Origin of the sequence: Paraburkholderia caffeinitolerans (assembly GCF_902859945.1) — a bacterium.
GTDB classification, from domain to species: Bacteria; Pseudomonadota; Gammaproteobacteria; order Burkholderiales; family Burkholderiaceae; genus Paraburkholderia; species Paraburkholderia caffeinitolerans.
This window is the reverse complement of sequence record NZ_CADIKL010000019.1, coordinates 74073-95846: the sequence shown is the minus strand read 5'-3', so window position 1 is coordinate 95846 and position 21774 is coordinate 74073. Positions and strand designations below refer to the sequence as shown.

23 protein-coding genes are annotated in these 21774 nt (G+C 62.4%); 10 read left to right on the top strand and 13 right to left on the bottom strand.

The genetic code is table 11. The features are described from left to right. Window positions 1-70: 70 nt before the first annotated feature. On the top strand, window positions 71-1315 hold the full coding sequence (locus HV773_RS19560) for an MFS transporter (protein WP_175196476.1): 1245 nt from the start codon (window positions 71-73) through the stop codon (window positions 1313-1315). Window positions 1316-1763: 448 nt separating this feature from the next. Further along, on the top strand, window positions 1764-2465 hold the full coding sequence (locus HV773_RS19555) for a carbonic anhydrase (protein ID WP_175196474.1): 702 nt from the start codon (window positions 1764-1766) through the stop codon (window positions 2463-2465). A 77-nt stretch (window positions 2466-2542) separates the two neighbouring features. Here the strand turns inward: HV773_RS19555 and HV773_RS19550 are convergent, their stop codons facing one another. From HV773_RS19550 to HV773_RS19515, 8 genes are all read right to left on the bottom strand, one after another. Further along, window positions 2543-3568 carry a VTT domain-containing protein gene (locus HV773_RS19550; RefSeq protein WP_175196471.1) on the bottom strand — a complete coding sequence of 342 codons (1026 nt, stop codon included), beginning with the start codon at window positions 3566-3568 and terminating at the stop codon, window positions 2543-2545. A gap of 147 nt (window positions 3569-3715) precedes the next feature. Beyond that, complete coding sequence (locus HV773_RS37280; protein ID WP_175196469.1) at window positions 3716-4504, bottom strand: helix-turn-helix transcriptional regulator; 789 nt, start codon at window positions 4502-4504, stop codon at window positions 3716-3718. A gap of 314 nt (window positions 4505-4818) precedes the next feature. Continuing rightward, window positions 4819-6585: a gamma-glutamyltransferase gene (gene ggt / locus HV773_RS19540; RefSeq protein WP_175196467.1), complete on the bottom strand. Its 1767-nt coding sequence runs from the start codon at window positions 6583-6585 to the stop codon at window positions 4819-4821. Window positions 6586-6752: 167 nt separating this feature from the next. Continuing rightward, window positions 6753-8156, bottom strand: coding sequence for an MFS transporter (locus tag HV773_RS19535; RefSeq protein ID WP_175196465.1), 1404 nt, complete (start codon window positions 8154-8156; stop codon window positions 6753-6755). 217 nt (window positions 8157-8373) lie between these two features. Further along, window positions 8374-9153 carry a phosphocholine cytidylyltransferase family protein gene (locus HV773_RS19530; protein WP_175196463.1) on the bottom strand — a complete coding sequence of 260 codons (780 nt, stop codon included), beginning with the start codon at window positions 9151-9153 and terminating at the stop codon, window positions 8374-8376. A gap of 21 nt (window positions 9154-9174) precedes the next feature. Continuing rightward, window positions 9175-10185, bottom strand: coding sequence for a flippase-like domain-containing protein (locus HV773_RS19525; protein WP_175196461.1), 1011 nt, complete (start codon window positions 10183-10185; stop codon window positions 9175-9177). Beyond that, window positions 10182-11030, bottom strand: coding sequence for a HalD/BesD family halogenase (locus HV773_RS19520; RefSeq protein WP_175196459.1), 849 nt, complete (start codon window positions 11028-11030; stop codon window positions 10182-10184). The genes HV773_RS19525 and HV773_RS19520 overlap by 4 nt, the downstream gene beginning before the upstream one ends. After that, window positions 11027-11773, bottom strand: coding sequence for a CDP-alcohol phosphatidyltransferase family protein (locus tag HV773_RS19515; protein WP_175196522.1), 747 nt, complete (start codon window positions 11771-11773; stop codon window positions 11027-11029). Before HV773_RS19515 ends, HV773_RS19520 begins: the two co-directional genes overlap by 4 nt. Before the next feature lie 239 nt (window positions 11774-12012). Between HV773_RS19515 and HV773_RS19510 the strand changes: the two genes are divergently transcribed. After that, window positions 12013-12447, top strand: a complete 435-nt coding sequence (locus HV773_RS19510; RefSeq protein WP_175196457.1) for a hypothetical protein — start codon at window positions 12013-12015, stop codon at window positions 12445-12447. 39 nt (window positions 12448-12486) lie between these two features. On the opposite strand, the gene HV773_RS19505 is transcribed toward HV773_RS19510, so the two are convergent. Continuing rightward, complete coding sequence (locus HV773_RS19505) at window positions 12487-13023, bottom strand: hypothetical protein (RefSeq protein ID WP_175196456.1); 537 nt, start codon at window positions 13021-13023, stop codon at window positions 12487-12489. 726 nt (window positions 13024-13749) lie between these two features. Here HV773_RS19505 and HV773_RS19500 point away from each other — a divergent pair. The 3 genes from HV773_RS19500 (at window position 13750) to HV773_RS19490 (ending at window position 16318) form a co-directional block, all read left to right on the top strand. Beyond that, window positions 13750-14913 (top strand): porin, encoded by a 1164-nt coding sequence (locus tag HV773_RS19500; protein WP_175196454.1) that lies wholly within the window; start codon window positions 13750-13752, stop codon window positions 14911-14913. A 415-nt stretch (window positions 14914-15328) separates the two neighbouring features. After that, window positions 15329-15694 (top strand): sugar ABC transporter ATPase, encoded by a 366-nt coding sequence (locus tag HV773_RS19495; protein WP_246282340.1) that lies wholly within the window; start codon window positions 15329-15331, stop codon window positions 15692-15694. A 117-nt stretch (window positions 15695-15811) separates the two neighbouring features. Next, window positions 15812-16318, top strand: coding sequence for a metal-dependent hydrolase (locus HV773_RS19490; protein ID WP_175196452.1), 507 nt, complete (start codon window positions 15812-15814; stop codon window positions 16316-16318). 288 nt (window positions 16319-16606) lie between these two features. Here HV773_RS19490 and HV773_RS19485 read toward each other — a convergent pair whose 3' ends face one another. Then, window positions 16607-16810 (bottom strand): DUF6900 domain-containing protein, encoded by a 204-nt coding sequence (locus HV773_RS19485; RefSeq protein ID WP_175196450.1) that lies wholly within the window; start codon window positions 16808-16810, stop codon window positions 16607-16609. Between the two features lie 331 nt (window positions 16811-17141). On the opposite strand from HV773_RS19485, the gene HV773_RS19480 reads away from it, so the two are divergent. Next, window positions 17142-17825 (top strand): helix-turn-helix domain-containing protein, encoded by a 684-nt coding sequence (locus HV773_RS19480; protein ID WP_175196448.1) that lies wholly within the window; start codon window positions 17142-17144, stop codon window positions 17823-17825. Window positions 17826-17837: 12 nt separating this feature from the next. Here the strand turns inward: HV773_RS19480 and pcaQ are convergent, their stop codons facing one another. Beyond that, window positions 17838-18878, bottom strand: coding sequence for a pca operon transcription factor PcaQ (gene pcaQ, locus HV773_RS19475; protein WP_175196446.1), 1041 nt, complete (start codon window positions 18876-18878; stop codon window positions 17838-17840). Window positions 18879-19017: 139 nt separating this feature from the next. Here pcaQ and pcaH point away from each other — a divergent pair, with 139 nt between their 5' ends. Together pcaH and pcaG are read left to right on the top strand one after the other, a co-directional pair. Continuing rightward, window positions 19018-19722: a protocatechuate 3,4-dioxygenase subunit beta gene (pcaH, locus tag HV773_RS19470; protein WP_175196444.1), complete on the top strand. Its 705-nt coding sequence runs from the start codon at window positions 19018-19020 to the stop codon at window positions 19720-19722. Further along, on the top strand, window positions 19722-20312 hold the full coding sequence (gene pcaG / locus HV773_RS19465) for a protocatechuate 3,4-dioxygenase subunit alpha (RefSeq protein WP_175196518.1): 591 nt from the start codon (window positions 19722-19724) through the stop codon (window positions 20310-20312). Before pcaH ends, pcaG begins: the two co-directional genes overlap by 1 nt. Window positions 20313-20449: 137 nt before the next feature. Here pcaG and HV773_RS19460 read toward each other — a convergent pair whose 3' ends face one another. Further along, window positions 20450-21028, bottom strand: a complete 579-nt coding sequence (locus HV773_RS19460) for an NnrU family protein (protein WP_175196443.1) — start codon at window positions 21026-21028, stop codon at window positions 20450-20452. A gap of 29 nt (window positions 21029-21057) precedes the next feature. Between HV773_RS19460 and HV773_RS37275 the strand changes: the two genes are divergently transcribed. Continuing rightward, window positions 21058-21180 (top strand): hypothetical protein, encoded by a 123-nt coding sequence (locus tag HV773_RS37275; RefSeq protein ID WP_281365289.1) that lies wholly within the window; start codon window positions 21058-21060, stop codon window positions 21178-21180. A gap of 102 nt (window positions 21181-21282) precedes the next feature. Here HV773_RS37275 and HV773_RS19455 read toward each other — a convergent pair whose 3' ends face one another. After that, entirely contained in the window at window positions 21283-21513 is a 231-nt protein-coding gene (locus tag HV773_RS19455; RefSeq protein ID WP_035533873.1) for an H-NS family nucleoid-associated regulatory protein, read from the bottom strand. Window positions 21514-21774: the final 261 nt, after the last annotated feature.

Here is a 21774-nt window from a genome sequence, read left to right as displayed (position 1 = left end):
GGCATCGGAACCGGCTTCTCGCCAATAATCGTGAGCCAGTTATTCAATTCGCTCAGGTCTCGTACGCACCATGACCGCACTCAGATTGCGTGTATTCGCCGTTTTCGCGCTCGGCTATTTCATTTCGTATCTTTTTCGCGGCGTCAACCTCGGTTTTGCACCGTTTCTGACGCATGAAATGGGCCTCACCGCCACCGATCTGGGCACGCTCACGAGCCTCTACTTCCTCGGCTTCGCGGGCGCGCAAATCCCCGCCGGCGTGCTGCTCGATCACTTCGGTCCGCGCCGCGTGACCGCGTGCGTGATGCTGGTGGCCGCCGCCGGCGCGCTCGTGTTCGGGCTGTCGCACAGCATGGGCGCGATGATGGTCGGGCGTTTGATGGTTGGCGTGGGCGTCTCGGTGTGCCTTGGCGGCGCCTTCAAGGCCACCGCCCAGCACTTCCCGGTTGCCCAGCTCACGCTCGTCAACGGCCTCGTGATGGCCGTGGGCGGCCTCGGCGGCGTGGCAGTCGGCGCGCCGCTCTCATGGCTGCTCACGATCGCGCCGTGGCGCAACGTGAGTGTCGGGCTCGCCGTGCTCACCGCGGCAGTCGCGGCCATTATCTGGATCGCCGGTCCGCATACGCGCGACACGCATCATCAGGCGAGCGTCCTCGAACAATTCAAGGGCACTGCCCACATTCTGCGCAGCCACGCGTTCTGGAAGACCGCGACGTTCTCCTCCTCCACGCAGATCGTGTTCTACGCGATGCAGTCGCTGTGGGTGGGCGCGTTCCTGCACGACATGGCGCCCGCCGGCACCGCCGACGTGGCCTCGCGCGCGGCGTCGCTCGTTTCCGTGCTTGGCGCTGCGTTCATCGTCGGCAATATCGGATTCGGCGCGCTCGCGCGCACCTTCGAGCAATACGGCGTCAGTGTCGCGCGCTTTTCCGGCGTGACAATGGCCCTCTTCGTGCTCGTCCAGGCGCTGCTCGCCGCCCGCGTGCCGTTGCCCGCAGCGGTTCTCTGGGCCGCGTATGGCGCATTGGGCGGCACCGGCATCCTCACTTACGCCGTGCTCGCCGAACACTTCCCCCCGCGCCTGATCGGCCGTGTCAACACCACATTCACGCTCGTCATCTTCATCGGCATTTTCTTCGCGCAGATCGCGATCGGCGCGGCGCTCAGCCGCTGGAGCGCCGTGGACGGCCACTATCCGGTCGTCGCCCATCAAGCCGTCTGGACTGGCCTGATCGTGCTGCAGGTGCTCGCCGGCGTGTGGTACTTCATGCCGAACCGGCGCGCCGGCGCCGTACGCCCCGCCATGGAGTCCTGAGCTCGAACCTGGCGACCATGCGTCGATAATCCTTTCGGCATCCGAACTGATTGCCGGAAGCGCGAAATCCGCGCCGGCAATCTACCGGTTTGCGCGCCGGCCGTCGCCCCTCTCCCAGACTCCCTTCCTTTTTGGCCCCTCGCATATATTCGTGCGTCGAGTACAATGCTGCCCCGCCGGCCTCGGGTAAACGCACGCCTTCCGGACTTCGGTGCGGCTCGCCAGGCCAACCGGCTGGCCGGTTATAAGACGAATGGAGCGCGCCGCGCGACACGGTGTTTCAAGCGCGTTCCGCGCATGCGCGTGACGATCGGAAAACGGGAAAACGGGAAAACGAACGATCGGACGGAATTTTCCGAACCGAAACACAGCGACCGGACGTAACTCGGCATAAACTGCCGCTGTTGCTATTCGAATGTGTCGATTCATGACTAAGAGAGAAACTTCCATGCCAGACCATACCCATTCGCACGACAGCCATTCCGAATCGTGCGGCTGCGATTTGCTGCACCTGCTCGACGGCGTGGATGAGTTCGCTCGTAACGTGTTCCCGGGTGACAAAGAGCTGTTTCGCAGCCTTGCCAACTTCCAGGCGCCGCATACGCTGTTCATCACCTGCGCCGACTCGCGCGTCTCGCCCGAGTTGATCACGCAGACGCGCCCTGGCGAGCTGTTCGTCTGCCGCAACATCGGCAATATCGTGCCGGCCTATGGGGAAATGCTTGGCGGCGTCTCGGCAGTGGTGGAATTCGCGGTGATGGCGCTGAACGTGCGGCAAATCGTGCTATGCGGCCACACCGACTGCGGCGCCATGAAGGGCCTCGCCTCTGGCCCCGAGGCCTCGGCGGACATGCCCACGGTGCAGGCCTGGCTGCGCAACGCCGAAGCAGCGCGCAGCGTCGTGCAAACGCGCGGGCTGGACGACGATCAAGTCGTGCAAGCGCTTGTCGAGGAAAACGTTCGCCTGCAGCTCACGCACCTGCGCACTCACCCCGCGGTTGCGGCCCGCGTGGCGCAGGGCAAGCTTCAGGTCCAGGGCTGGGTGTACGACATCGGCCACGGCACGATTTCCATCTTCGACGACACCCACGGCCGCTTCGAATCGCTCGGCTCAGCGCGCGCCCGGCTGCTCAAGGACACCACGGGCTAAACAGCCGAAACATGCCATACCGCGGCCCGGCAAACGCGGCCGCCTGATGTGACGATGGCTGGCGTCGCGCGGACAAATTACTCCGGGACGCCCGCCCGCACCGTGAACTCCTGCTCGACGCCCGCTTCGAACCCCTCGTCCTCGCGCGCATACGCGCCATGGAATTCCGAAGAAAGCGGCTCGACGGGATAGCCGTCCCGCTCCCAGGCGTCGAGGCCACCCTTGAGCGCATGCGCGTGATGGATCTGCTTGCTGCGCAATCGGCTCACGATGCGTTTGGCCGTTGCCTCGTTCGGGCAGACGCAATAGACCACGATCGGGCGCGCGAGCAGTTCGGGCGCGAGCACCCCGGTCGACTCCAGATCGAGCGGGCGCGCGCCCGGAACGCGATAAGCCTCTTTCTCGCGCACACTTTGCGGGCGTGCGTCGAACACGACCGGAGGCATCGGCGATTTCATCATCCCGTCGAGTTGAGCGGGCGAAATCCGATGGGTGGCAAGCCAGCGACGCAACTGCATGCGGCGCACCCAGCGATAAGCGAGAAATAGCAGGCCCGCCAGCGCGAGCACGTCGAAAATGGTCCAGCCGTTGGCGCGCACGAACATCGCGAAGCGGGCGATTTGCGTATGCAAGGCCGCCCCGCCGATGAGCCACGTGCCGGCCCACAGCGTTGCCCCCACTGCATCCCAGATCAGGAAGAGACGCACGTCCATCGACGTGGTGCCGAGCAGCGGCGCGGACATGAGCCCCAGCCCGGGCACGAACTTCGCCACCGCGAGGATGGGTGCACCGTGGCGCTCGAACACATTGCGCGCCACGCGAATCGTCGTATCGAGCGAAAGCGAAAAGCGGACGAGCGAGTTGAGCAGGCGACGGCCTCGCATGCGGCCCGCCGTGAACCAGAGCGAATCGGCGAACAAGGTTGCAACCACCGCCGCCAGCAGCAGACTCGCATACGACGCTTCCCGCCCCGCCGCCATCGTGCCCGCCAGTATCAGCACCGGCGCAGCGGGAACCGGCGCGCCAAGCTGCGTCACGAGCACGCTGAGAAATACCACCCCGACACCGAAATCGGGTGGGATGGCGGTGGGAAGCGTCCACATATCGGGATTTCCTGCGCGAAGACGTTTTGATTCGGAAAGAAATTTGTGTGCAGATGCAGCACGAGGCTGGAGATTACCCTAACTGGGCGTTTTTTTGCTTGTTACCCGATCTTGCGTCGCGCAACACACCGTCTCGCCCAGATCAACTCAACGCCGCGTCAGTTGCAACAGCCGTGCGAGCCGGGAGCGATTGTTGATGCCGAGTTTCTGAAACGAACGATCGAGGTGTGTGCGCACGGTCGTATAGGAAATTCCGAGCCGCTGCGCGATTTCCTTGTCCAGCAGCCCCTCCGCCGCGAGACTGACCACCTCGCGCTCGCGACGCGTGAGCCGCCCGAGCAGATCGGCCCCGGTTTGCGCCATCTCCGCCGCCGTGCCATCCGCGAAGGCATCGGCCTCCCTCGCCAGGCCGGCTTCACTGCGGGCCCGCGCCAGGGCCACGGTAAAAGCCGGCCGGATCAGTTCGAGCAAGGCAAGTTCATGATCGGAAAAATTCTCCCGATGCTCGCCGCGCCAGATCCGCAGATCGCCGATATTTTCGTCGCCGTCCCAAGCAATCAGATTGATGCCCCAATGCAGGCCGTCGCGGCGCAGGAAATCGTTGAAGAATTCGGTGCGCACGAGCGCTTCGTGCGGCATCAGATCGCTGACCCGCACGGACTCGCGGCGTGTAAGCAACGCGGATATCAGCGGATCGCGGTACTGGAAATAGCGCTCGTAATCGCCCAGATTGTCGGCGGACATGTTGAACGCCACGCGATGCGCAAATATTTCCTGCGCGCTATCCCAGACGTAAGACCCCAGATAGTCCGCGCGCAGCAAGTCGAGCATGCGCCGCCCCACTTCGAGCCGCAGGACGTCCTCCGGCAACGTGCGGTCGGCCAGCAGCTTGAAGACGTCGGTAAGCAACGCCAGTTCGCGGCTTGTGAGATGCATGCGCTACGCGTAAGACCGTGAGTTGAAAAGCGCCTGCGTGGCTACCGGGTCATGCCCATCGCCGTTGCGTGCGCAGACATCGGGACAGCCACAAACATTAGAGCGTATTTAGCGTTCCCGACCCATTCAAGAAAACCCGTGCGCGCAATCGGAGCCGAAAAAGAAAAACGGGCGGCAAACGCCGCCCGGGAAAACACACGCCGGTTGAGTTTTCACGTCACCGGAGCTTGCATACTACGCGACGATCCAGATCGCCGAGTCCTCAGTAAAGAGGACAAAATGCATACAAACATTCACCGCATGCGAGCTTCAATTCACTGAATCACGCGCGTCACACCGCGTCCGCGCGGATCGGCTGCCGCTTCCGGCGTATCACCGTCGATGCGGATCGCCTGGATGTCGCCACTGAAATCCTGGCCCTTGAGCACATAGCCCTTGGCCTCGACCTGCTTGGCGAGATCGCCGTCGATCGGATGGTACGGCTCCCAGAAGATCGTGTTGGGCGGCAGCAGCTGATGATGGAAGCGCATCGTGCCAACCGCGTCCTTCAACGGCATCTTGAAGTCGTAGATGTTGTTGATGACCTGGAAGATCGACGTGAAGATGCGCGAACCGCCAGGCGTGCCGATCACGAGCGCCACCTTGCCGTCCTTGGTGAGGATCGTGGGGCTCATCGACGAAAGCGGGCGCTTCTTCGGCGCAATCGCATTCGCGTCGCTGCCCACCACGCCGAACATGTTCGGCACACCAGGCTTGGACGAGAAGTCGTCCATTTCGTCGTTCAGCACGATGCCCGCCCCGGGCACCACCACGCCTGACCCAAAGTAGCCGTTGATCGTATAGGTGTTCGACACAGCGTTACCCCACTTGTCGACCACCGAGAAGTGCGTCGTCTCCGCCTTTTCGGGCATCTTGTTGCCGTGCGCCGCGCCCGCTTTTTCCGGCATCGACGTGCCGAGGCCGGGCTGCACGCTCTTCGTGTCCGAGGGCTTGTCGGGATTCACGTCGGCGGCGCGCTTGGCGAGATAGGCGTCGTCGGTCAGTTGGGCAACCGGCACCTTGTAGAAGTCCGGGTCGCCGAGGTACTGCGCACGGTCGGCGAACACGCGCTTTTCGATCTCCGCGATCAAATGAATATATTGCGGCGAATTGAGCGGCACGTCCTTGAACTGCGGCGCGAGCATCGCCTTCATCTTGAGCAGCTGCACGAGACCGACGCCGCCCGAACTCGGAGGCGGCGCGGTGATCACCTCATAACCGTTCCACTTGGCCTCCACCGGCTGGCGCCAGACGGCCTTGTATTCCTGCAGATCGCGCTTGGTAATGAGACCGTGCCCCTTCATCGACGCCGCGATCAGGTCGGCGGTCTTGCCGTCGTAGAAGTCCTTCGCGCCCTGATTCGCGATGCGCGTGAGCACGTCCGCGAGATCGGGCTGCTTGAAGTTCGCGCCCTCCTTCATCTCGCCGAAGAACTGGTCGAAATTGGTCTTGCCGCCGAACTCCTTCGATGCCTCTTCGCGACGCTTGGCCAGTTGCTCGTCGACGACAAAACCATCGCGCGCGTACTTGATGGCGGGCTGCAGCACCTGCTTCCACTGCAGCTTGCCAAAGCGGCGCTGGGCTTCCCACATGCCCTCGACAGTGCCCGGCACGCCTACGGCGTCGTAGCCATAGAGGCTCTTGCCCTCGATCACGTTGCCCTTGTCGTCGAGGTACATATTGCGCGTGGCGGCCAGCGGCGCGCGCTCGCGATAGTCGAGGAAGTACGGCTTGCCGTTCACGTACAGCGTCATGAATCCGCCGCCGCCGATATTGCCGGCTTCGGGGTACGTGACCGCCAGCGAGAAGGCAATCGCGACCGCCGCGTCGACGGCATTGCCGCCTTCCTTGAAAATCTGCTCGGCGGCGTCGGCGGCATACTTGTCGGCAACGGCCACCGCCGACGCGTTCAGAACGGCGGGGCGTTGCGCCGTGTCCTTCGCAATGGCGGGCGTGGCCTCGAGAAAGCCCGCGGACAAGGTGGAAAGCGAAACGAGTGCGAGAGCAGCAGTGGAAATTTTCGTTCTATCGACCAGCTTCATTGAGTGACCTCCATGATTCAGTTCATCGAGCACCAACTTATGACCCGGTGTTTCATTCGACTTTCAGCCCGGACCCTGCGCTTATAGCACGCACAGAAATCGTTTGCGATCAGGCCATCCGCCGATAGCCATCCCCCGACAAGCAACAGCGATATCGGACAGAAAAATCAGCTTTTGCCGTGCCGCCCGCGCGCGATCTCCTCGCCAGCATTGGCGGGCAAGCGCATCGTTACCGGAATCGAAGCCACGGAAAAAAGCGCGACGACAAAGAACGCCGGCCAGAAGTCCGACCACACGATGGTCGAATGCCCCTGTATCCGATGCGAAATCTGCAGCACGATGCCCGCGATGGTCACGCCGAGCCCCAGCGAAACCTGCTGGATCACGCTGGCGACGCTGGTGGCGCGGCCGATGTCCCGGGTGGGAATATCGGCGTATGCGAGCGAGTTGAGGCCGCTGAACTGAAGCGAGGGAAACACGCCGCCCAACAACACCACGAGCCAGATGAGCCAGACCGGCGTGCCCGGCGTGAACAGCCCATAGACGGCGATGGACGCGCCCGCAAGCGCGGCATTGACGATCAATGTGCGACGAAAGCCAAAGCGGCCCAAGACGCGCGAGACCACCGATTTCATGAAGATCGAGCCGAATGCCGACGCACACGTGATGGCGCCCGAAACGAACGCCGTCATACCGAGCCCTTCCTGCAGCGTGAGCGGCAACAGGAACGGCACAGCACCCAATCCGATGCGAAACAGCGACCCGCCCGCCACGCTCGCGTTAAAACTCGGGATGCGCAGAAATTTCAGATCGAGAACGGGTCGTTCGACGCGTTGCGCGTAGAGCCAATAAGCGCCGAGCAACAGCGCGCCGACCACGCACATCGCCACGGCTTTCCCATTGGAAACCAGTTCGCCGCCCACGAGCGAGAGGCCGAGCATGAAGAGCGAAGCGCCGCCTGCAGAGAGAATAAAGCCGACCCAGTCGAGCGGCCCAGGATGCTCTTCGTGCATGTTCGCGATGTGCCGGTTCGCGAGCCAGATGCCGAGCAGGCCAATCGGAATGTTGACGAAGAAAATCAGCCGCCAGTGCAGATACGTCGTGATGAAGCCACCGAGCGGCGGCCCCATCACGGGACCGAGCAAGGCCGGCACGGTGAGATAGTTGACCGCGCGAATGAAGTCCGACTTGGGCAGCGAGCGAAAGATGATGATGCGGCCTACGGGCACCATCATCGCGCCGCCAATGCCCTGCACGAAGCGCGCGGCCACGAACATTTCGAGCGACCGGGACGCGGCGCACAGCAGCGAACCCGTCATGAAAATGCCGATGGCGGTGCGAAACACGTTGCGCGAGCCGAAGCGGTCGGCGACCCAGCCGCAAATGGGAATGAACACGCCCAGCCCGATCACGTAGCTCGTGACGGCAAGCTTGAGTGTGATGGGGCTTTGGCCGAGATCGCGGGCCATCGCGGGGAGCGATGTGACGATGACCGTCGCGTCCACGTTCTCCATGAACATCGAGCACGCGACGATGAGCGGAACGATGAAAGTGCCGAGGGCAAGGGGCATGGGCAGAAACGACAATCAGCGTGGCTGATGGCGTAAAGCTGCCATTATGGCACCGTGTTGCCAAAAACGGTGAGTCCGCAACAGATGAAGCGGCGCACAAAACACCCGCAAGCAGACCGGAAAAACACAAGGGCCGTGAAATCCGTTGCCGTCTTCATTCGGCAACGGAATTCACGGCCCCTTCATGGCGGCGGCGAAAACGCGGCTCAGCTTGCCATCAAATCGCAGCCTGCTTCATGCGGCTCAAGACCGGCGCCAGTTGCGGCAGCACCTCTTCCCCGGCGCGTTTCACATCATTCGGGAAGTCGATTTCGATCCACGGCGCGCCGGTGACGTCCGCGGTTTCGAATTCGTTGCCGCGCTCGAGCAGCAAATCGCGCAGCGCTTCTTCGTGCGGCATGTTCGCACGACCCGTATCGACATAGCCCTCGACGATCTGTGCAAAGCGGCGCGCCGTCGTTTCGTTCAGGCGGAAGAAACCCACCGATTCGCCAATCGTGTCGTACTTCAACCCGACCGCGAGCTGCTTGCGCAGTTCGACGGGCACGCCATCGCGCAGGCAGAGCTTCACGGGCTCGTCGCCCGCCTCGAAGTCTCGGTCGATCAGCAAACGGTTAGCCGGCGCCTCGCCCGCCACGAGCGGCGCGAACACGCGCTCGTCGTAGAGCACGTCGGCGTCCATCAGCAGCACGTCGCCGCCGCGCGTGAGCGCTTGCGCCGTGCGATGCACCGTGAGCACGCTGCCGAGATCGAAGCGCGGATTGAGCACCACCTCCACTTCATGCGGCCAGCCGATGCGCCTGAGCTCGGCCTCGACCAGCTCAGGCTGGAAGCCGAGCGCGAGCACGACTTCGGTCACGCCCGCCGACTCGAGCATCTGCAGATGGCGCTCGAGCAGCGTCACGCCCTCGAATTGCAGCAGACATTTCGGAAACTGTTCTCCAGCGGGTTGCTGAAGGCGCAGGCCGAGACCTGCCGCGAGAATAATGGCGCGCATGCGTTCCTTGGGAGAAAAAAATCAATCGGCAACTTCGACAGCCGGCACGCGCACTGCGCGCCGCCGCTGCCAGCTACGTTCGCTGATATGCAGATAAAGCAGGCCCGGCAGGCCCAGTACGATTTCTCGCGCGCGCTTGGCGAGCGAGAGCGCGAGCGCCGCTTCGGGCGGCAGGCCGACGAGCGGCGCGAGCAGCAGATAGCCGCCCTCCTGCACGCCGAGCGAGCCCGGAATGGCGAAAGCCGCGCCGCGAATCGCCTGGCCAATGCTTTCGAGCAGCAGCGCATCGACCCAACTGACCGGATGGCCGAGGAAATGCAGCGCGAGCCACACCTCCACGGTGCCGACGAGCCAGCCCACGAAGCTCAGCGCGAAGCTGGCTGCCGCGCGGGAGCGATCCGCGTAGAGCGCCTTGACGGCGGCGTCGACGGCATCGGCGCGCGTGGCGAGCGCCGACCAGTCACGCTTGCCAAACACCTTCGAAGCGAGACGCAGCACGCGACCGAACAACCCGCGCCGCTGCGCGACGTAAAAGAGGCCGATCAGGCCGCCCAGCACGCCGGTGGCGATCAGCGCGGCCACGCCGAGATTGCGCGGCGCCTCGTCTGCGGCGTAGACCGAAAAGAGCACGATGCCGAACACCGCGAAGACGATTTGCGCGAGCGCCTGCAGCGTCGTGCTCACCGTGATGGCCGCGGCTGCGTCGCGCATGGCCATGCCGCGCTGCGCGAGTTGCCGCACCATGACAACCGGACCGCCGATCTGCCCCGCCGGCAGCAGACTGTTCACGGACTCGCCGCTCCAGCGCGCGAGCACCGCATCGCGCCGGTCGACCTGCCCGCTCTTGCGAAACAGCACGGCGATCGCACCCGCATCGAGTACCAGCGGCACAACGTGAAACGCGGCCACCAGCGCGAGCCCCCAGCCGGCCGCCGCGAGCGCGCCCGTCACCGAGCCGATGCCTTGCCATGCAAGCAGTGCGATGAAGAGTGCCGTGCCGACCGACAACAGCAAAATGGCAACACGGCTCACACCGAACCTCCGGCTTTGCCGCCGCCCACACGCGCGGACTGGAGCGCCTTGCGGAACACCTGGCGGAAACCGAAGTACGCGATCGCGTCCTTCATGTTCGAGATGAAGCGCCGCCACGGACGCATGTTCGGATTCGTCACGTACTCGAACGTGAGCGAAACGCGCACCTCGCCTTCGCGACTGGGCGTCACGCGATGGCGCAGCTTGTCGCCGTCGAACAGCACGAGCGCGCCCGGCGGATATTGGACGGCGCCTGGTTCATCGGGTTTGCTGTCGTCGCGCGTGTGCAGCTCGTAGTCGAGAATGCACGACGATTCGTCGATCACGCCGAGCAGCACGGTATAACGGCGGCCGTCGTAATACGAGGTGTCGTAATGCCAGCCGATGTGATCGCCCGCGCGCGTGTAGTAATAGAGCGCGTAGGCATGCGGATCGTCTTCGGGCGAAAGCTGGAGCCGGTCGCCGGTGATCTTTTCGAGCCACGCGATGAGCTTCGGCGAGCGGTACAGTTCAGCGATATACGGCTGCAAGCGGTCGATCGTGTGGCGGCTCACGCTGCCGCCGGCCTTGTGGCCCGGGATGAAATTGCGATTGACCTCGGGCATGAGCGCGTTGGCGGCGTCGATGAGCCGTTGCGTCGCGTCGCGAGGCAGGAAATCGGAGAGATAGAGGAACGAGCCCTGATCCACGTACTCGTCGCGCAGTTGCGTCGAGTCCAGCTTGCCCAGCGCCTGGTCGATTGCGGCATCGGGCGCTGACGTTAGCCCGGCTGCCGGCGCAACGCCCTGCGCACCAGCGACACGCGCGGCGGGCGCGACTTGTTCTTCTTCTGCTTGCACACTCATCTGCTGATCCAGACCTGGCGGGTATCCCTGCCCGAACTCATGCGGCGCGTGACGCGCCAGTAGTCGAGCACCACGTAGACGGCGAAAAGCGGCGCGCCGATGGACGCGGCCACCACGAACGGCCCAACGATCCCGGTGAGCGTGACGAGCGGCAACAGATAAAGAACGTCCTCCGTTTCGAAGCCACCGACGAACGCCTGCTGGGTGCCGGCCTTGCCCGCCATTTCCTCGATGCGCATGCGCAGAAAGAAGATCGCGGCAACCGCCACGCCCGCAATCCCGCCGAGCACGACGGGCGGCACTCGCCATTCAGTCGCGGGGGCCCCGGTTGCTGCCGCGACGACCCCGAGCCCGTAGCCCATGCCGAGAAACAACAGAACGGTCGTCACGGCATCGGCGGCGAGATCGTAGAAATGACCAATTCGACTGGATTTACCGCTGATCCGTGCGAGTTCGCCATCCGTGTGATCAACGAAATTCGACAAAACAATCAAAAATGCGCCAATATTGATATTCAGGAAGTCACCGCGCGCCAGATAGTAAGCGCCGACGAGACCGATCAGCAGACGCAGCGTGGTCAGGTGGTTGGGTGTGACGCAGGTAGGCACGAGCGGCGTCACGAGCCAGCGCGCCGCGCGCGCGTCCCATGTACGCGGCTGCGGCACCGCTCGCGGAGCGGGTTTCTGAGCCGCATCGGAAGCCACAGTTGAGCCCAACTCGGCAGATTTGTCTTTTCCAGTCATAACCGCGAAATAATATACGGCTTCCAGAAAACCTGCAGATTTTCCGGTCGCCCAAGCGCAATTGAAACAGGGATAGGGCCATATCACCCAAGAGCCGCGGGATGCTTCCACAATGCGGCACTGAAAGCGGCACCGCAAGCAAGTTCGCCCGAACCCGCGTACAGTGCAACCCGCTGCGCCCGTCCGCGGCAACGCGTGGGGATACCGGGCATCAGCGCGACTCATTCGCCAGAATTTCAATGAAACGTCTTACTTTTGCTGCTTTTCTGCTTGGAACGCTGTCCTTCGTGCCACTTGCCGGCCAAGCCGCCGCGCTCGACGATGCGCTGACCTGCAAGGAGTCGGCACACGAGTTCATCTCGGGGCTCATCGACCAGAAGCTGATCAACGCAAAGCCCATGCGGGTCGAAAGCAATTCGATCAACGCGTTCTGGCCCGCGAATGGCCAGCATCTGACGGCCTACGGCTTCAGCGTGTTCGCGATCGTGGGCTTCCAGAAAGACGATCCGCTCTTCCAGACCGGCAGCGGTAAGCCGATCGCGCGCTCGGCTTACGGCGCGGTGGTCGTGGCCACGCAGGCCCGGGTGCAGGCGGCGCTTGACGCGGCCGGCAACACCGCCGTGGTCCATCATGCCGGGCCGCTGCTGACCGCGATTTTCTGCCAGCAGGACTGAGCGCCCTCTCGCCGGCGTCTTGCAGGTTGTCCCTGCACGTCAATCGATACGGCCGAAGCCGCCTTCGGCCCAAGACTCTGCCCGCGCCTTGGTCAGCTTGAAGGTCGGCGCGACACGCACCTGCGCGATCTGCTCGCCGAACGCGTCGAGCGCCGTGAGCAGCGCGTAGGGTTCGTATTCGTCGGGCACGATATCGAGGGTCACGTCGATGTCGCCCTCGTCGGTCTGCACGCCCAGGCGCTTGTGCAGCATCGCCCGCAATTGCTGCTCGTGGCGGCGTAACACCTCGGATGCCGTTTTCACCAGCGTGTTGAACGCAGAAGTGTCGAGCGGCTTCGGATTCTTCTTGTCGCGTCCCATGGTCCACGGACCGACCAGCGCGGGCTCAGGCTCGCCGTCCTTGATCATTTCGACGGCCCAGCCGTCGTCGTCCTCGTTCTTGATGACGCGCGCCATCCAGCCGTCCTTGTGCCACAAGCGCGGGTCCTGGATTACCTCGGACGAGCCGGCATCCGGATCCTGATAGGTGTCCCCGGAGAGGTCTGCAGGAGAGGCGGTGGGCGAAGAATCGGTCATGGCGGTTTCCATCAGGTTCTGCGAATGCTGCCCGTTGCATCGCGGGCAGGGGCAAGATTTTAACCGCAAGCTCCCAGCCGGCGGCCACGCCCCCTCCCCACGCCATTGTCCGGTTCGCTGTGGATTTGCCAGGTTTCAAATAGAGCAGTCATCTCGCACAAGCCCCCGAAAATGGTCGAAAAACATGCGCGCGCAAATGCGACAATATGATTCTCATCATTTTTCGCAATACTATTTTTCACGCCTCAAATCGAACTAAAAATAGTTCTATATCGACAGGCAAAAAAAACGCGGCCCGAGAGCCGCGTAAAACAGATGAAAAAGACCGCCCTTGGTCGAGGGCTGAGTAAATTGTAACGCCAGCACCTCTTTCTATAGAGGCCGCAAACTGGAACAGTACCTTGCACAATGCGATTGAAATATCCCGTAATAAACACCACAATAGCGCTCAAGCCCGCCTGATAAGCCACAAACGGCGTCGCGCCCACACAACATAATCTCGAATGGCTCATTTTGTCGCACCCTGCATTTATTCGAAAAAATCGTTTCCGCGCAGTAACTTACAAAAATTAATATCTCTATTACGATTTTGAAAACGTATTATTGCGCCGCACAGAACAAAACTTCGGGATTGCCGGAATAAACTTCGCTTCGAATCTTCAGACCACAGGAACACCGCAGCAATCGTTCCCCGTGAGATTCCCAAGTACAGTCGGAGTTAAAAGCATGAAAAAAACCTTTATCGTCGCAGGCGTTCTCGGTGCATTTGCAATGAGCGCACACGCGCAAAGCAGCGTAACCCTGTATGGCTCGCTGGATGCCGGCCTGCTCTATGTAAACAATGCCGGTGGCCACAGCCAGTGGGCCCAAGGCACCGGGGCGATGTCGCACAACTACTTCGGCCTCAAAGGCGCTGAAGACCTCGGCGGCGGCATGAAGGCGATCTTCACGTTGGAGAGCGGCTTCAACCTCAATAACGGCGGCTACCAGAACGGCGACAGCGGCTTCAACCGCCAGGCCTACGTCGGCCTGCAAAGCGACAAGTACGGCACGCTGACCCTCGGCCGTCAGTACGACTCGATGAACCAGTACCTCGCACCGCTTTCGGCAGCGGGCATGGGCTACGGCAACAACCTCGCCGGTCACCCGTTCGACAACGATAACTTCGCGCAATCGTTCTCGATCAAGAATGCGGTCAAGTACTCGAGCGCGGACTACTCGGGCTTCCAGTTCGGCGGCATGTATGGCTTCTCGAACGAAGCCGGCGGCTTCTCGAACAGCCGCGCATGGAGCGCGGGCGCATCATACAACCACGGCCCGCTCAATCTTGCTGCCGGCTACCTGCAACTGAACAATTCGGGCACCTACGGCGGCAACGCGAACGGCGCGGCCTCGGCTGACCAGAACATCTCGGCCCGCTCGCAACGCAGCTTCGGCGCCGGTGCGAACTATACGTACGGTGCAGCGCAGTTCGGTTTTGTGTATTCGCATTCGCAGATCGACGGCCTGCAAAGCCTCGGCAGCGGCGGCATGAATATCGCCGGCGTCAGCGGCCTGAACCTGCACTTGAACAACTACGAAATCAACGGCTCCTACCACTTTACGCCGGCGCTTTCGCTGATGGGTTCGTACACGTTCACCGACGGCACCGTGACCGGCACCGGTGCTGGCGATCAGCATCCCAAGTGGCACACCGTCATGGTCGGCACCGACTACGCACTCAGCAAGCGCACCGACGTGTACCTCGCTGGCGTGTACCAGCATGCATCGGGTTCGCTCGGCATGCAGAACGGCGTGCCGGTCGCCAACATCGCGGCGATCAACAACCTGTCGCCTTCGTCGACGGGCAACCAGGTTGCCGCAACGATCGGCCTGCGTCACCGTTTCTAAAGCGGACCGGCTTGCGCCTCGCGGCGCAAGCCTTCGGGCAGACGGCGCGGTTCGCCACTCTGCCCGCTTTCTACCCAACGCACATGCGGCACAACCGCATGTGCGTTTTTTGTTTCGCTTCGTTCACGCGGCCTGTTGTGCCAACTCCTCCGGGCTCTTTCCCTGGGCCTTGCTCCGCATTTTTCTCGCGCGGTTTCTCGCGCGGTTTCTCGCGTGTTCTCTCGCGTGTTTTCTCGATTTCGTATCGGCAACTTTCGTAGTGCTATCGCCGCAAGCCTTCGCAGGCCAGGTTCGCCGTGTTGCATCTTCTTACTTCTACGTGAGCCTGCACTGTCAGACGTGTGCCTATACTCATAAACACGTCCGCCGCAGCGCATCTCGCGTTGCTTTTTGTCCAGCATTCGCTACGACGCCCATGAATATGCTCACGCAACGTCTTGTCGCCGCCTTGCCGCTCGCACTCGTCGCCGCCTGTGGATCGTCGCCGCCCAGCACCAGTTCAGGCTCGGGCTCGGACGATGGCGCAATGGTCTACGCATCTTCGGCGCGCTCGCCTTCGTCAATCGCGAGTTGCCTCAGAAGCCATCTGTCGCACACGCACGAATCGCACTCCGGCAACACCACCGAGCTCGCGATTGGCTCGAGTTCGAACGCCTCGTACCTCGTCACCCTCACGCCGAACGGCAGCGGATCGGTGATTCGAGTGACACACGGGGCGTCCAGCTCGAACGACCCGCCCGAGGAAAATCTGCGCTTCGCCGTGGCGCGCTGCGCAACCTGATGTCTCGAACAGCGGTCTCGAACGGCGCGCGGTGAATTCCTCGCGTTACCCCCTGTCACGAAGCCGTCGCATCTGCGAAGATTGCGCCCTCTTTCGACTTTGCACTCAAACCGCTTCATGGCATCAGGGACCGCACATCACGCCACCGGCTGGGCCGCCGGCGTTATCGCCGCTGCAATCGTCACGCGCGCCGGGGCGGACAGCCCGTGGCATCTCTATGCCGCACTCGCATTCGTTGCGGGCGTGGCCGGCGGCACTGCGCCCGACTGGCTGGAGGTTGCGTGGTGGAGCAAGAAGCGCCGACTCTGGATTACTCATCGGACCTTCACGCATTGGGGCGTGGGCTGGATTGCCCTGCTGTGGTGGTCGTATCGCGAGCTCGGGCATTTACCCATTGCCGCGCCGGCCTTCGGCTTCGCATGCGGCGGGCTGATCCATTTGTTCGCGGACTGGCCGAATCCTCTCGGCGTGCCGTGGATCGTGCATCGCCACTCGCTGAACCTGTGGCGCAGCGGCCGATGTGATCTGATCGTTGTCGCGGCCTCGTGGGTTGCCGCGTGGTTCTTCGCCATTCATGGCGTGCCGCATGGCTGGTCGCTCGAGCCGTTACGCCGGCTCGCCTGAGGCTTGCAAACTCGCAACGGACGCGTCGACTGACTGCGCTGTAAATCGCGGCTCGCGATTTGATTTGCAATCCAGACTAAATGGGTACGCCGTCTGGACGTAGTCCAGCCGTGCCTGGTGCGAAGAACAGGATCGCGCGCAGGGTTGGTTCGAGGCTGGCGTTGTTACCGCCGGGTTCCGGGCTCTCATGCCCAAACCGCTATTTAAATTTCCCATCGGAAACATTGAATTTGTGGCGCGGTTTCCAAACGGAAATGGTGAAAACTCTGGCCGATCAAGCTGACCGACTCAGGATTCCTCCATGCATTCGTCACGGCCAACCCGTCGACCGACGATCAGCCCTGCGTCGTACGCGGATTCCAGCGCGTGGCCAATGTCTTCCGCACTGACCAGGTGCCAGTCCGCAGTTTGCTTGCCGGTCAACTCGAAGCGTTCGATGCCGAGCGTTCTACGTGATATGGCCAACAACAATTCGAGACGTTCGTCGCGCATTTTCTTCTCCAAACTTGATCTATGTCGTCTAATCAAATAGTAAGGATCGCCATACGATTCGTCGCGTGACCACGCGACGCAGATCGAGACTCTATTCACATTCTTACTGTATTGAAAGACCTTTTCCACGGCGACAAGATCCACGGCAATCTTTAAAGATGGTTAATTCGGTTCCCTGAACGGTGCGAATCGAAACAATTCGATCTGGCGAGCCTGCACGGCACCCACATTCAGATTGCAAACGTTAGCCATCTGGCCGATGTTTCCTAAAGGCGACGGTTTGCTATGATCGGAAACGTGCCAGAACACTCGATCCTGCTCGTCACCACTCATGGACACCACGCTCACGCAATCAGCGGCTTCGTCGACCGCAGACCTCGGCCGGCGCGTCCGCGCCGCCCGCCTCGTTCTCGACCTGACGCTCGAACACGCGAGCCACGCGTGTGGCGTGTCGCGCTCCACGCTTTCCAAAATCGAAAACGGGCTAATGTCGCCTACTTTCGATGTGCTGCAGAAGATCGTTGCCGGCTTGAAAATCGACTTGGGCGAGCTATTCGGCTCGACGCCGAAGCTCGACTTCGGCGGCCGCCGCGCGCTCACGCGGCGCGGCGCGGGCAAGCCGCACGCGTATCGCGGTTACGAGATGGAGTTGCTCGCCACGGAGCTTGCGCACAAGGCCATGCTGCCGTTTCTGGTGCGCGTCACGGCGCATTCGGTGGACGCGTTCGAAGACTGGGGGCGGCACGAAGGCGAAGAATTCATCTATGTGATCAGCGGCAGCGTCTGTCTGCACACCGAGCTCTACACCCCCACGCATCTCGAAGCCGGCGACAGCCTCTACTTCGACAGCCGCACCGGCCACTTTGCCGTTTCCACCAGCAAGGAAGACGCGCTTGTGCTCTGGATGTCGACGGGCGCTACGGTGCCCGGCACGGTCGAAGCCGCCCAAACCACCGAAGCGGCCCCGCCGCCCAGCAAACCGCCCCGTTCCAAAAAGAAACTTCCGGCAGCCTGAGACACGAGCGCTTTATTCGCCTTTGGCGGCGCCTGAACGCCGCTTGCTTCCGGGGACGGCCGTCGCGTGCGAGCGTTGGCGCCCGCGCCGCGCCGCCGGTTTCGTATGCGCTGCCGCGTTGCGTTCGCGCGCGGCTTCCCTCACCGCGTCGATCAACGCGCGCCCCGCCGCCGTCGGTTGCGTGTCGGTGCGCTGGATCAGGCCGACGGGCTCCTCTGCGCCCGCGCTCGGCAACGGCAGACGCACCAGCGTCCCCGCGCGCAAATCATATTCGACCGCACCCGATGGCACGAACCAGACCGCGTCGTTTTCGAGCGCAAGCGCACGCCCCACCGAGACCGACAGCAATTCGACGAACGAGGTAAGCGGCGGTGCACCCCACGCCGCCAGCAGACTGTCCGCGGCCTGACGAATCAGCGTTCCGAACGGCGGCAGCACCAGCGGAAACTGCGTAGGGAACTGCGCAAGCGGCAACGCCGATCCCGGCTCCTGCGCGAGCGGATGCCCCGAGCGCACGACCACCGCCAGCGGTTCGTTATAGAGCTGCTCGAAGCTCAGGCCCACCATGCGCTCCGGATCCGCCAGACGCCCAACCGCGAAACTGATCGACCCCGCTTTCAGGCGCTCGAGCAATTCCGCGTTAGCCGCCGTCATGAGCCGCACGCTCACGCGCGGCCACTCGCCGCCGAAGCGCCGCAGCGCTGCGGGCACGAGTGCGGTCGCCACTGTCGGCAACACCCCGATATCAAGCGTTGCCGCCACCGCACCCTCTTCGCGCGCAAGCAGCGCAACACCCTGGCGCAGCGCGCTCACGCACGCGCTCGCGTGCGGCATGAAAAGCTGGCCCTCCCGCGTGGGCACCGCCCCGTGCCGGCCGCGTTCAAACAGCTTCACGCCGAGCGCCGACTCCAGTTCGGCAATCGTCTTGGACACCGCTGGCTGCGTAATCGAAAGGCTCTCTGCCGCCTGCTGCACGCTGCCGAACTGCGCAACCGCGAGAAAGCACTGAAGGTGACGAAATTTGACGCGTGAGTCTGCAAGCCGGTTTTGCATAACGATTGGTTATACGAGACGCGAGAAAACGTCATTTTGCATAACTTTTCGACTTGGATAAAGTGGCTGCATGCGTGAGCTGCGACCGTCCGCCGCGTCTCGCATCCTCTTACCACCATCCTGCCAGGAGACACCCCCCATGGATGAGTCCTTCCTGTCGCCGCGCGACTTCGATTCGCATCCGGCGTATGTCTATCCGCCGTACCGCTCGTCGGTCAAGCGTGGCCCGACCTTGCCGCTGATTCCACTAAAGGAAAAATTGCGCAATCTGCACGCGCCCGTGTACGGCGCGGAAGATCTCGGCGCGCTCGACCACGATCTCACGCGCAATGCGGCGCGTAACGGCGCACCGCTCGGCGAGCGCATCATCGTCACGGGCCGCGTGCTGGACGACGGCGGCAAGCCGGTGCGGAATTCACTTGTCGAAATCTGGCAGGCCAACGCTGCGGGACGCTATGTTCACAAGCAGGACCAGCACGATGCCCCGCTCGATCCGAATTTTCTGGGCGCGGGGCGCTGCCTGACCGACAACGAAGGCCGCTATCGCTTTCTCACGATCAAGCCCGGCGCGTACCCATGGGGCAATCACCCCAATGCGTGGCGGCCGAATCACATTCACTTCTCGCTGTTCGGTGATTACTTCGGTTCGCGCCTCGTCACGCAAATGTATTTCCCCGGCGACCCGCTGCTCGCCTACGACCCGATCTTCCAGGGCACGCCCGAGCAGGCGCGCGATCGCATGATCTCGCGCTTCTCGCTCGACACCACCGAAGAAGGCTTTGCACTCGGCTACGAATTCGACATCGTGCTGCGCGGCCCGAACCAGACTCCCATGGAGCGTTGATCATGGCACTCAAGGAAACGCCTTCGCAAACTGTCGGCCCGTACTTTGCCTATGGACTGTGCCCACAGCAATACGACTTCGACTTCAAGAGCCTCTTCACGCCCGAGATGGCCGGCCCGCAGACGCCCGGCGAGCACATCACGCTGATGGGCCGCGTGATCGACGGCGACGGCAAGCCGGTCTTCGACGCCATGCTGGAGTTCTCGCAAGTCGACGCAAGCGGTCAGTACCCGGCGTCGCGCGTGCAGGTGGCCGAAACCGGCTTTCGCGGTTTCGCACGCGTGGGAACCGGCACGGATCCGGAGCAGCGCTTTATCGTGCGCACGGTGAAGCCGGGGCGCGATCAGGCAGACGAAGCGCCGCACATCAACGTGATCGTCATGATGCGCGGCATGCTCACTCACACGTTCACACGGCTCTATTTCGACGACGAAGCCGACGCGAATGCCACCGATCCAGTGCTTGCCTCAGTGCCCGAAGCGCGCCGCCAGACCCTGGTCGCGCGGCGCACCGAGCAAGCCGGCAATATCGTCTATCACTTCGATATCTGCATGCAGGGCGAACGTGAAACGGTGTTCTTCGATCTGTGACCTGAAATCCACCGCGCACTTTCATGCAGCTTTCACGGACGCCGCCCAAGATCGCAGCGGTTGAGATTTGATCGCGAAACTCCGAGTCGTACCTTGACGAAGCCTGCCTCGAGCAGGCTTCTTTTTTTCGCGGCACGTCAGCCGAGCGGGCGCACGCCGATCAACACGCCATGAAGCCAGAAGGCGAATACGGCCCACGCGACGAGTCCGCTCACGACGACCAGCACGTCGCGCGCAAAGGTGCCCTGCGCATGGACGACGCCGGCCTTGCGATCACGCCGCCGGTCTGCACGCAGTTTGATCAGCGCCCAAACCAGCAATGCGCCAAACAGGACGATGGCGTGCAGCGTGCCGTTGGCGAGCAGGTGCGCGAACGCCCAGAGCGCCACGCCGCCCAAAAAGGGCTGGCCCAGCGCACGCTTGAGGTGATTGCCCGGCACACAGGCAGCCGCAATCATCACGAAGGCAATTGCGGTAAGAAGTGCGGTAACGTGCGCCATGCCGAACGGCGGGAGCCAGATCGGCACAGGATAGCGTCGCGCAAGCCCATAGCCGCGGACGATGAACACGACGCCGAGAATCGACAACAGCCCGAAGCAAGCGCGCCAGACCGGCATACCGAAACGCTCGATCTGCGCCTCGCGCCACGGTGCGGCCACAACACGAATCAAATGCATGGCAATAAAAATTGCCAGACCCACCACCAGCAACGCCATATTCGCCCCCTGGATGCGGCATAAGCGCAATGGCCGGTATTGTTGCGCAACTGCATGGCGTGGCCACCCGGCAAGATCAACGACTTGCCGATGAATATGCACTTAAACGGCTTATGGTCAAACCGGAACAGGCGGATGCAAAGCGCCATTGATTAAATGGGCAATATCCACCAAAAGGTATTTTTAAAACGATACTGAATTACTACCGGAACTGGCTAAATCCGGCAGGCGGCCTGCCACGCAACACCTTGCCACTAGCAGCGGAAATGCTCTATGTCCTGCCCAGCATGCTTGTAACGCAACAACCAGGACGGCATGTCACCTTCCCCATTCCAGGTATTGCCGTATGCATCCCGGTACATCGGCTGCCGTTCACTTTCGGCAATGGATAATTCAAGATCTTCGAGCGTAATGTCGTACTCTTCCATGCGGCGTTTAATCCACAGGATGAGCCGTTCGCGCGCCTCACCGTCGAGGTCGAACATCGGATAATTCCTCTCGCATCGCAAGAACCAGGCGTCGATCGATATCGATTGGTCTGCCCTGAAAAGACGAAGGCTTCGCCAGTTGCCGCGAAGCCCTGCTGCACTGATGAGGTGGCCTGGGTATGAAACCCGCGACCGGTTCGGAGGGGATCTGAGGTCCGCTGCTCCACTCGCCAGAATGTGCCGCTAAAAATGCACGGCGACTTGCTGCAAGCGGAGCCCATGATACCTTGCGCGAGCCGCCCAGATCAAGCGGTTTGA

What these genes read in the sequence shown, in the direction of transcription:
- HV773_RS19455 (WP_035533873.1), bottom strand. Translation starts at nt 21,513, where the DNA reads ATGTTCGACCTCGACGGTGAGGCGCGCGAACGGCTCATCCTGTGGATT.
- pcaH (WP_175196444.1), top strand. Translation starts at nt 19,018, where the DNA reads ATGGATGAGTCCTTCCTGTCGCCGCGCGACTTCGATTCGCATCCGGCG.
- HV773_RS19510 (WP_175196457.1), top strand. Translation starts at nt 12,013, where the DNA reads ATGAAACGTCTTACTTTTGCTGCTTTTCTGCTTGGAACGCTGTCCTTC.
- HV773_RS19490 (WP_175196452.1), top strand. Translation starts at nt 15,812, where the DNA reads ATGGCATCAGGGACCGCACATCACGCCACCGGCTGGGCCGCCGGCGTT.
- HV773_RS19530 (WP_175196463.1), bottom strand. Translation starts at nt 9,153, where the DNA reads ATGCGCGCCATTATTCTCGCGGCAGGTCTCGGCCTGCGCCTTCAGCAA.
- HV773_RS37275 (WP_281365289.1), top strand. Translation starts at nt 21,058, where the DNA reads ATGGCCGGTATTGTTGCGCAACTGCATGGCGTGGCCACCCGGCAAGAT.
- HV773_RS19500 (WP_175196454.1), top strand. Translation starts at nt 13,750, where the DNA reads ATGAAAAAAACCTTTATCGTCGCAGGCGTTCTCGGTGCATTTGCAATG.
- HV773_RS19495 (WP_246282340.1), top strand. Translation starts at nt 15,329, where the DNA reads ATGAATATGCTCACGCAACGTCTTGTCGCCGCCTTGCCGCTCGCACTC.
- HV773_RS19485 (WP_175196450.1), bottom strand. Translation starts at nt 16,810, where the DNA reads ATGCGCGACGAACGTCTCGAATTGTTGTTGGCCATATCACGTAGAACG.
- HV773_RS19560 (WP_175196476.1), top strand. Translation starts at nt 71, where the DNA reads ATGACCGCACTCAGATTGCGTGTATTCGCCGTTTTCGCGCTCGGCTAT.
- HV773_RS19460 (WP_175196443.1), bottom strand. Translation starts at nt 21,028, where the DNA reads ATGGCGTTGCTGGTGGTGGGTCTGGCAATTTTTATTGCCATGCATTTG.
- HV773_RS19505 (WP_175196456.1), bottom strand. Translation starts at nt 13,023, where the DNA reads ATGACCGATTCTTCGCCCACCGCCTCTCCTGCAGACCTCTCCGGGGAC.
- ggt (WP_175196467.1), bottom strand. Translation starts at nt 6,585, where the DNA reads ATGAAGCTGGTCGATAGAACGAAAATTTCCACTGCTGCTCTCGCACTC.
- HV773_RS19550 (WP_175196471.1), bottom strand. Translation starts at nt 3,568, where the DNA reads ATGTGGACGCTTCCCACCGCCATCCCACCCGATTTCGGTGTCGGGGTG.
- HV773_RS19555 (WP_175196474.1), top strand. Translation starts at nt 1,764, where the DNA reads ATGCCAGACCATACCCATTCGCACGACAGCCATTCCGAATCGTGCGGC.
- HV773_RS19480 (WP_175196448.1), top strand. Translation starts at nt 17,142, where the DNA reads ATGGACACCACGCTCACGCAATCAGCGGCTTCGTCGACCGCAGACCTC.
- HV773_RS37280 (WP_175196469.1), bottom strand. Translation starts at nt 4,504, where the DNA reads ATGCATCTCACAAGCCGCGAACTGGCGTTGCTTACCGACGTCTTCAAG.
- HV773_RS19515 (WP_175196522.1), bottom strand. Translation starts at nt 11,773, where the DNA reads ATGACTGGAAAAGACAAATCTGCCGAGTTGGGCTCAACTGTGGCTTCC.
- pcaQ (WP_175196446.1), bottom strand. Translation starts at nt 18,878, where the DNA reads ATGCAAAACCGGCTTGCAGACTCACGCGTCAAATTTCGTCACCTTCAG.
- HV773_RS19520 (WP_175196459.1), bottom strand. Translation starts at nt 11,030, where the DNA reads ATGAGTGTGCAAGCAGAAGAAGAACAAGTCGCGCCCGCCGCGCGTGTC.
- HV773_RS19535 (WP_175196465.1), bottom strand. Translation starts at nt 8,156, where the DNA reads ATGCCCCTTGCCCTCGGCACTTTCATCGTTCCGCTCATCGTCGCGTGC.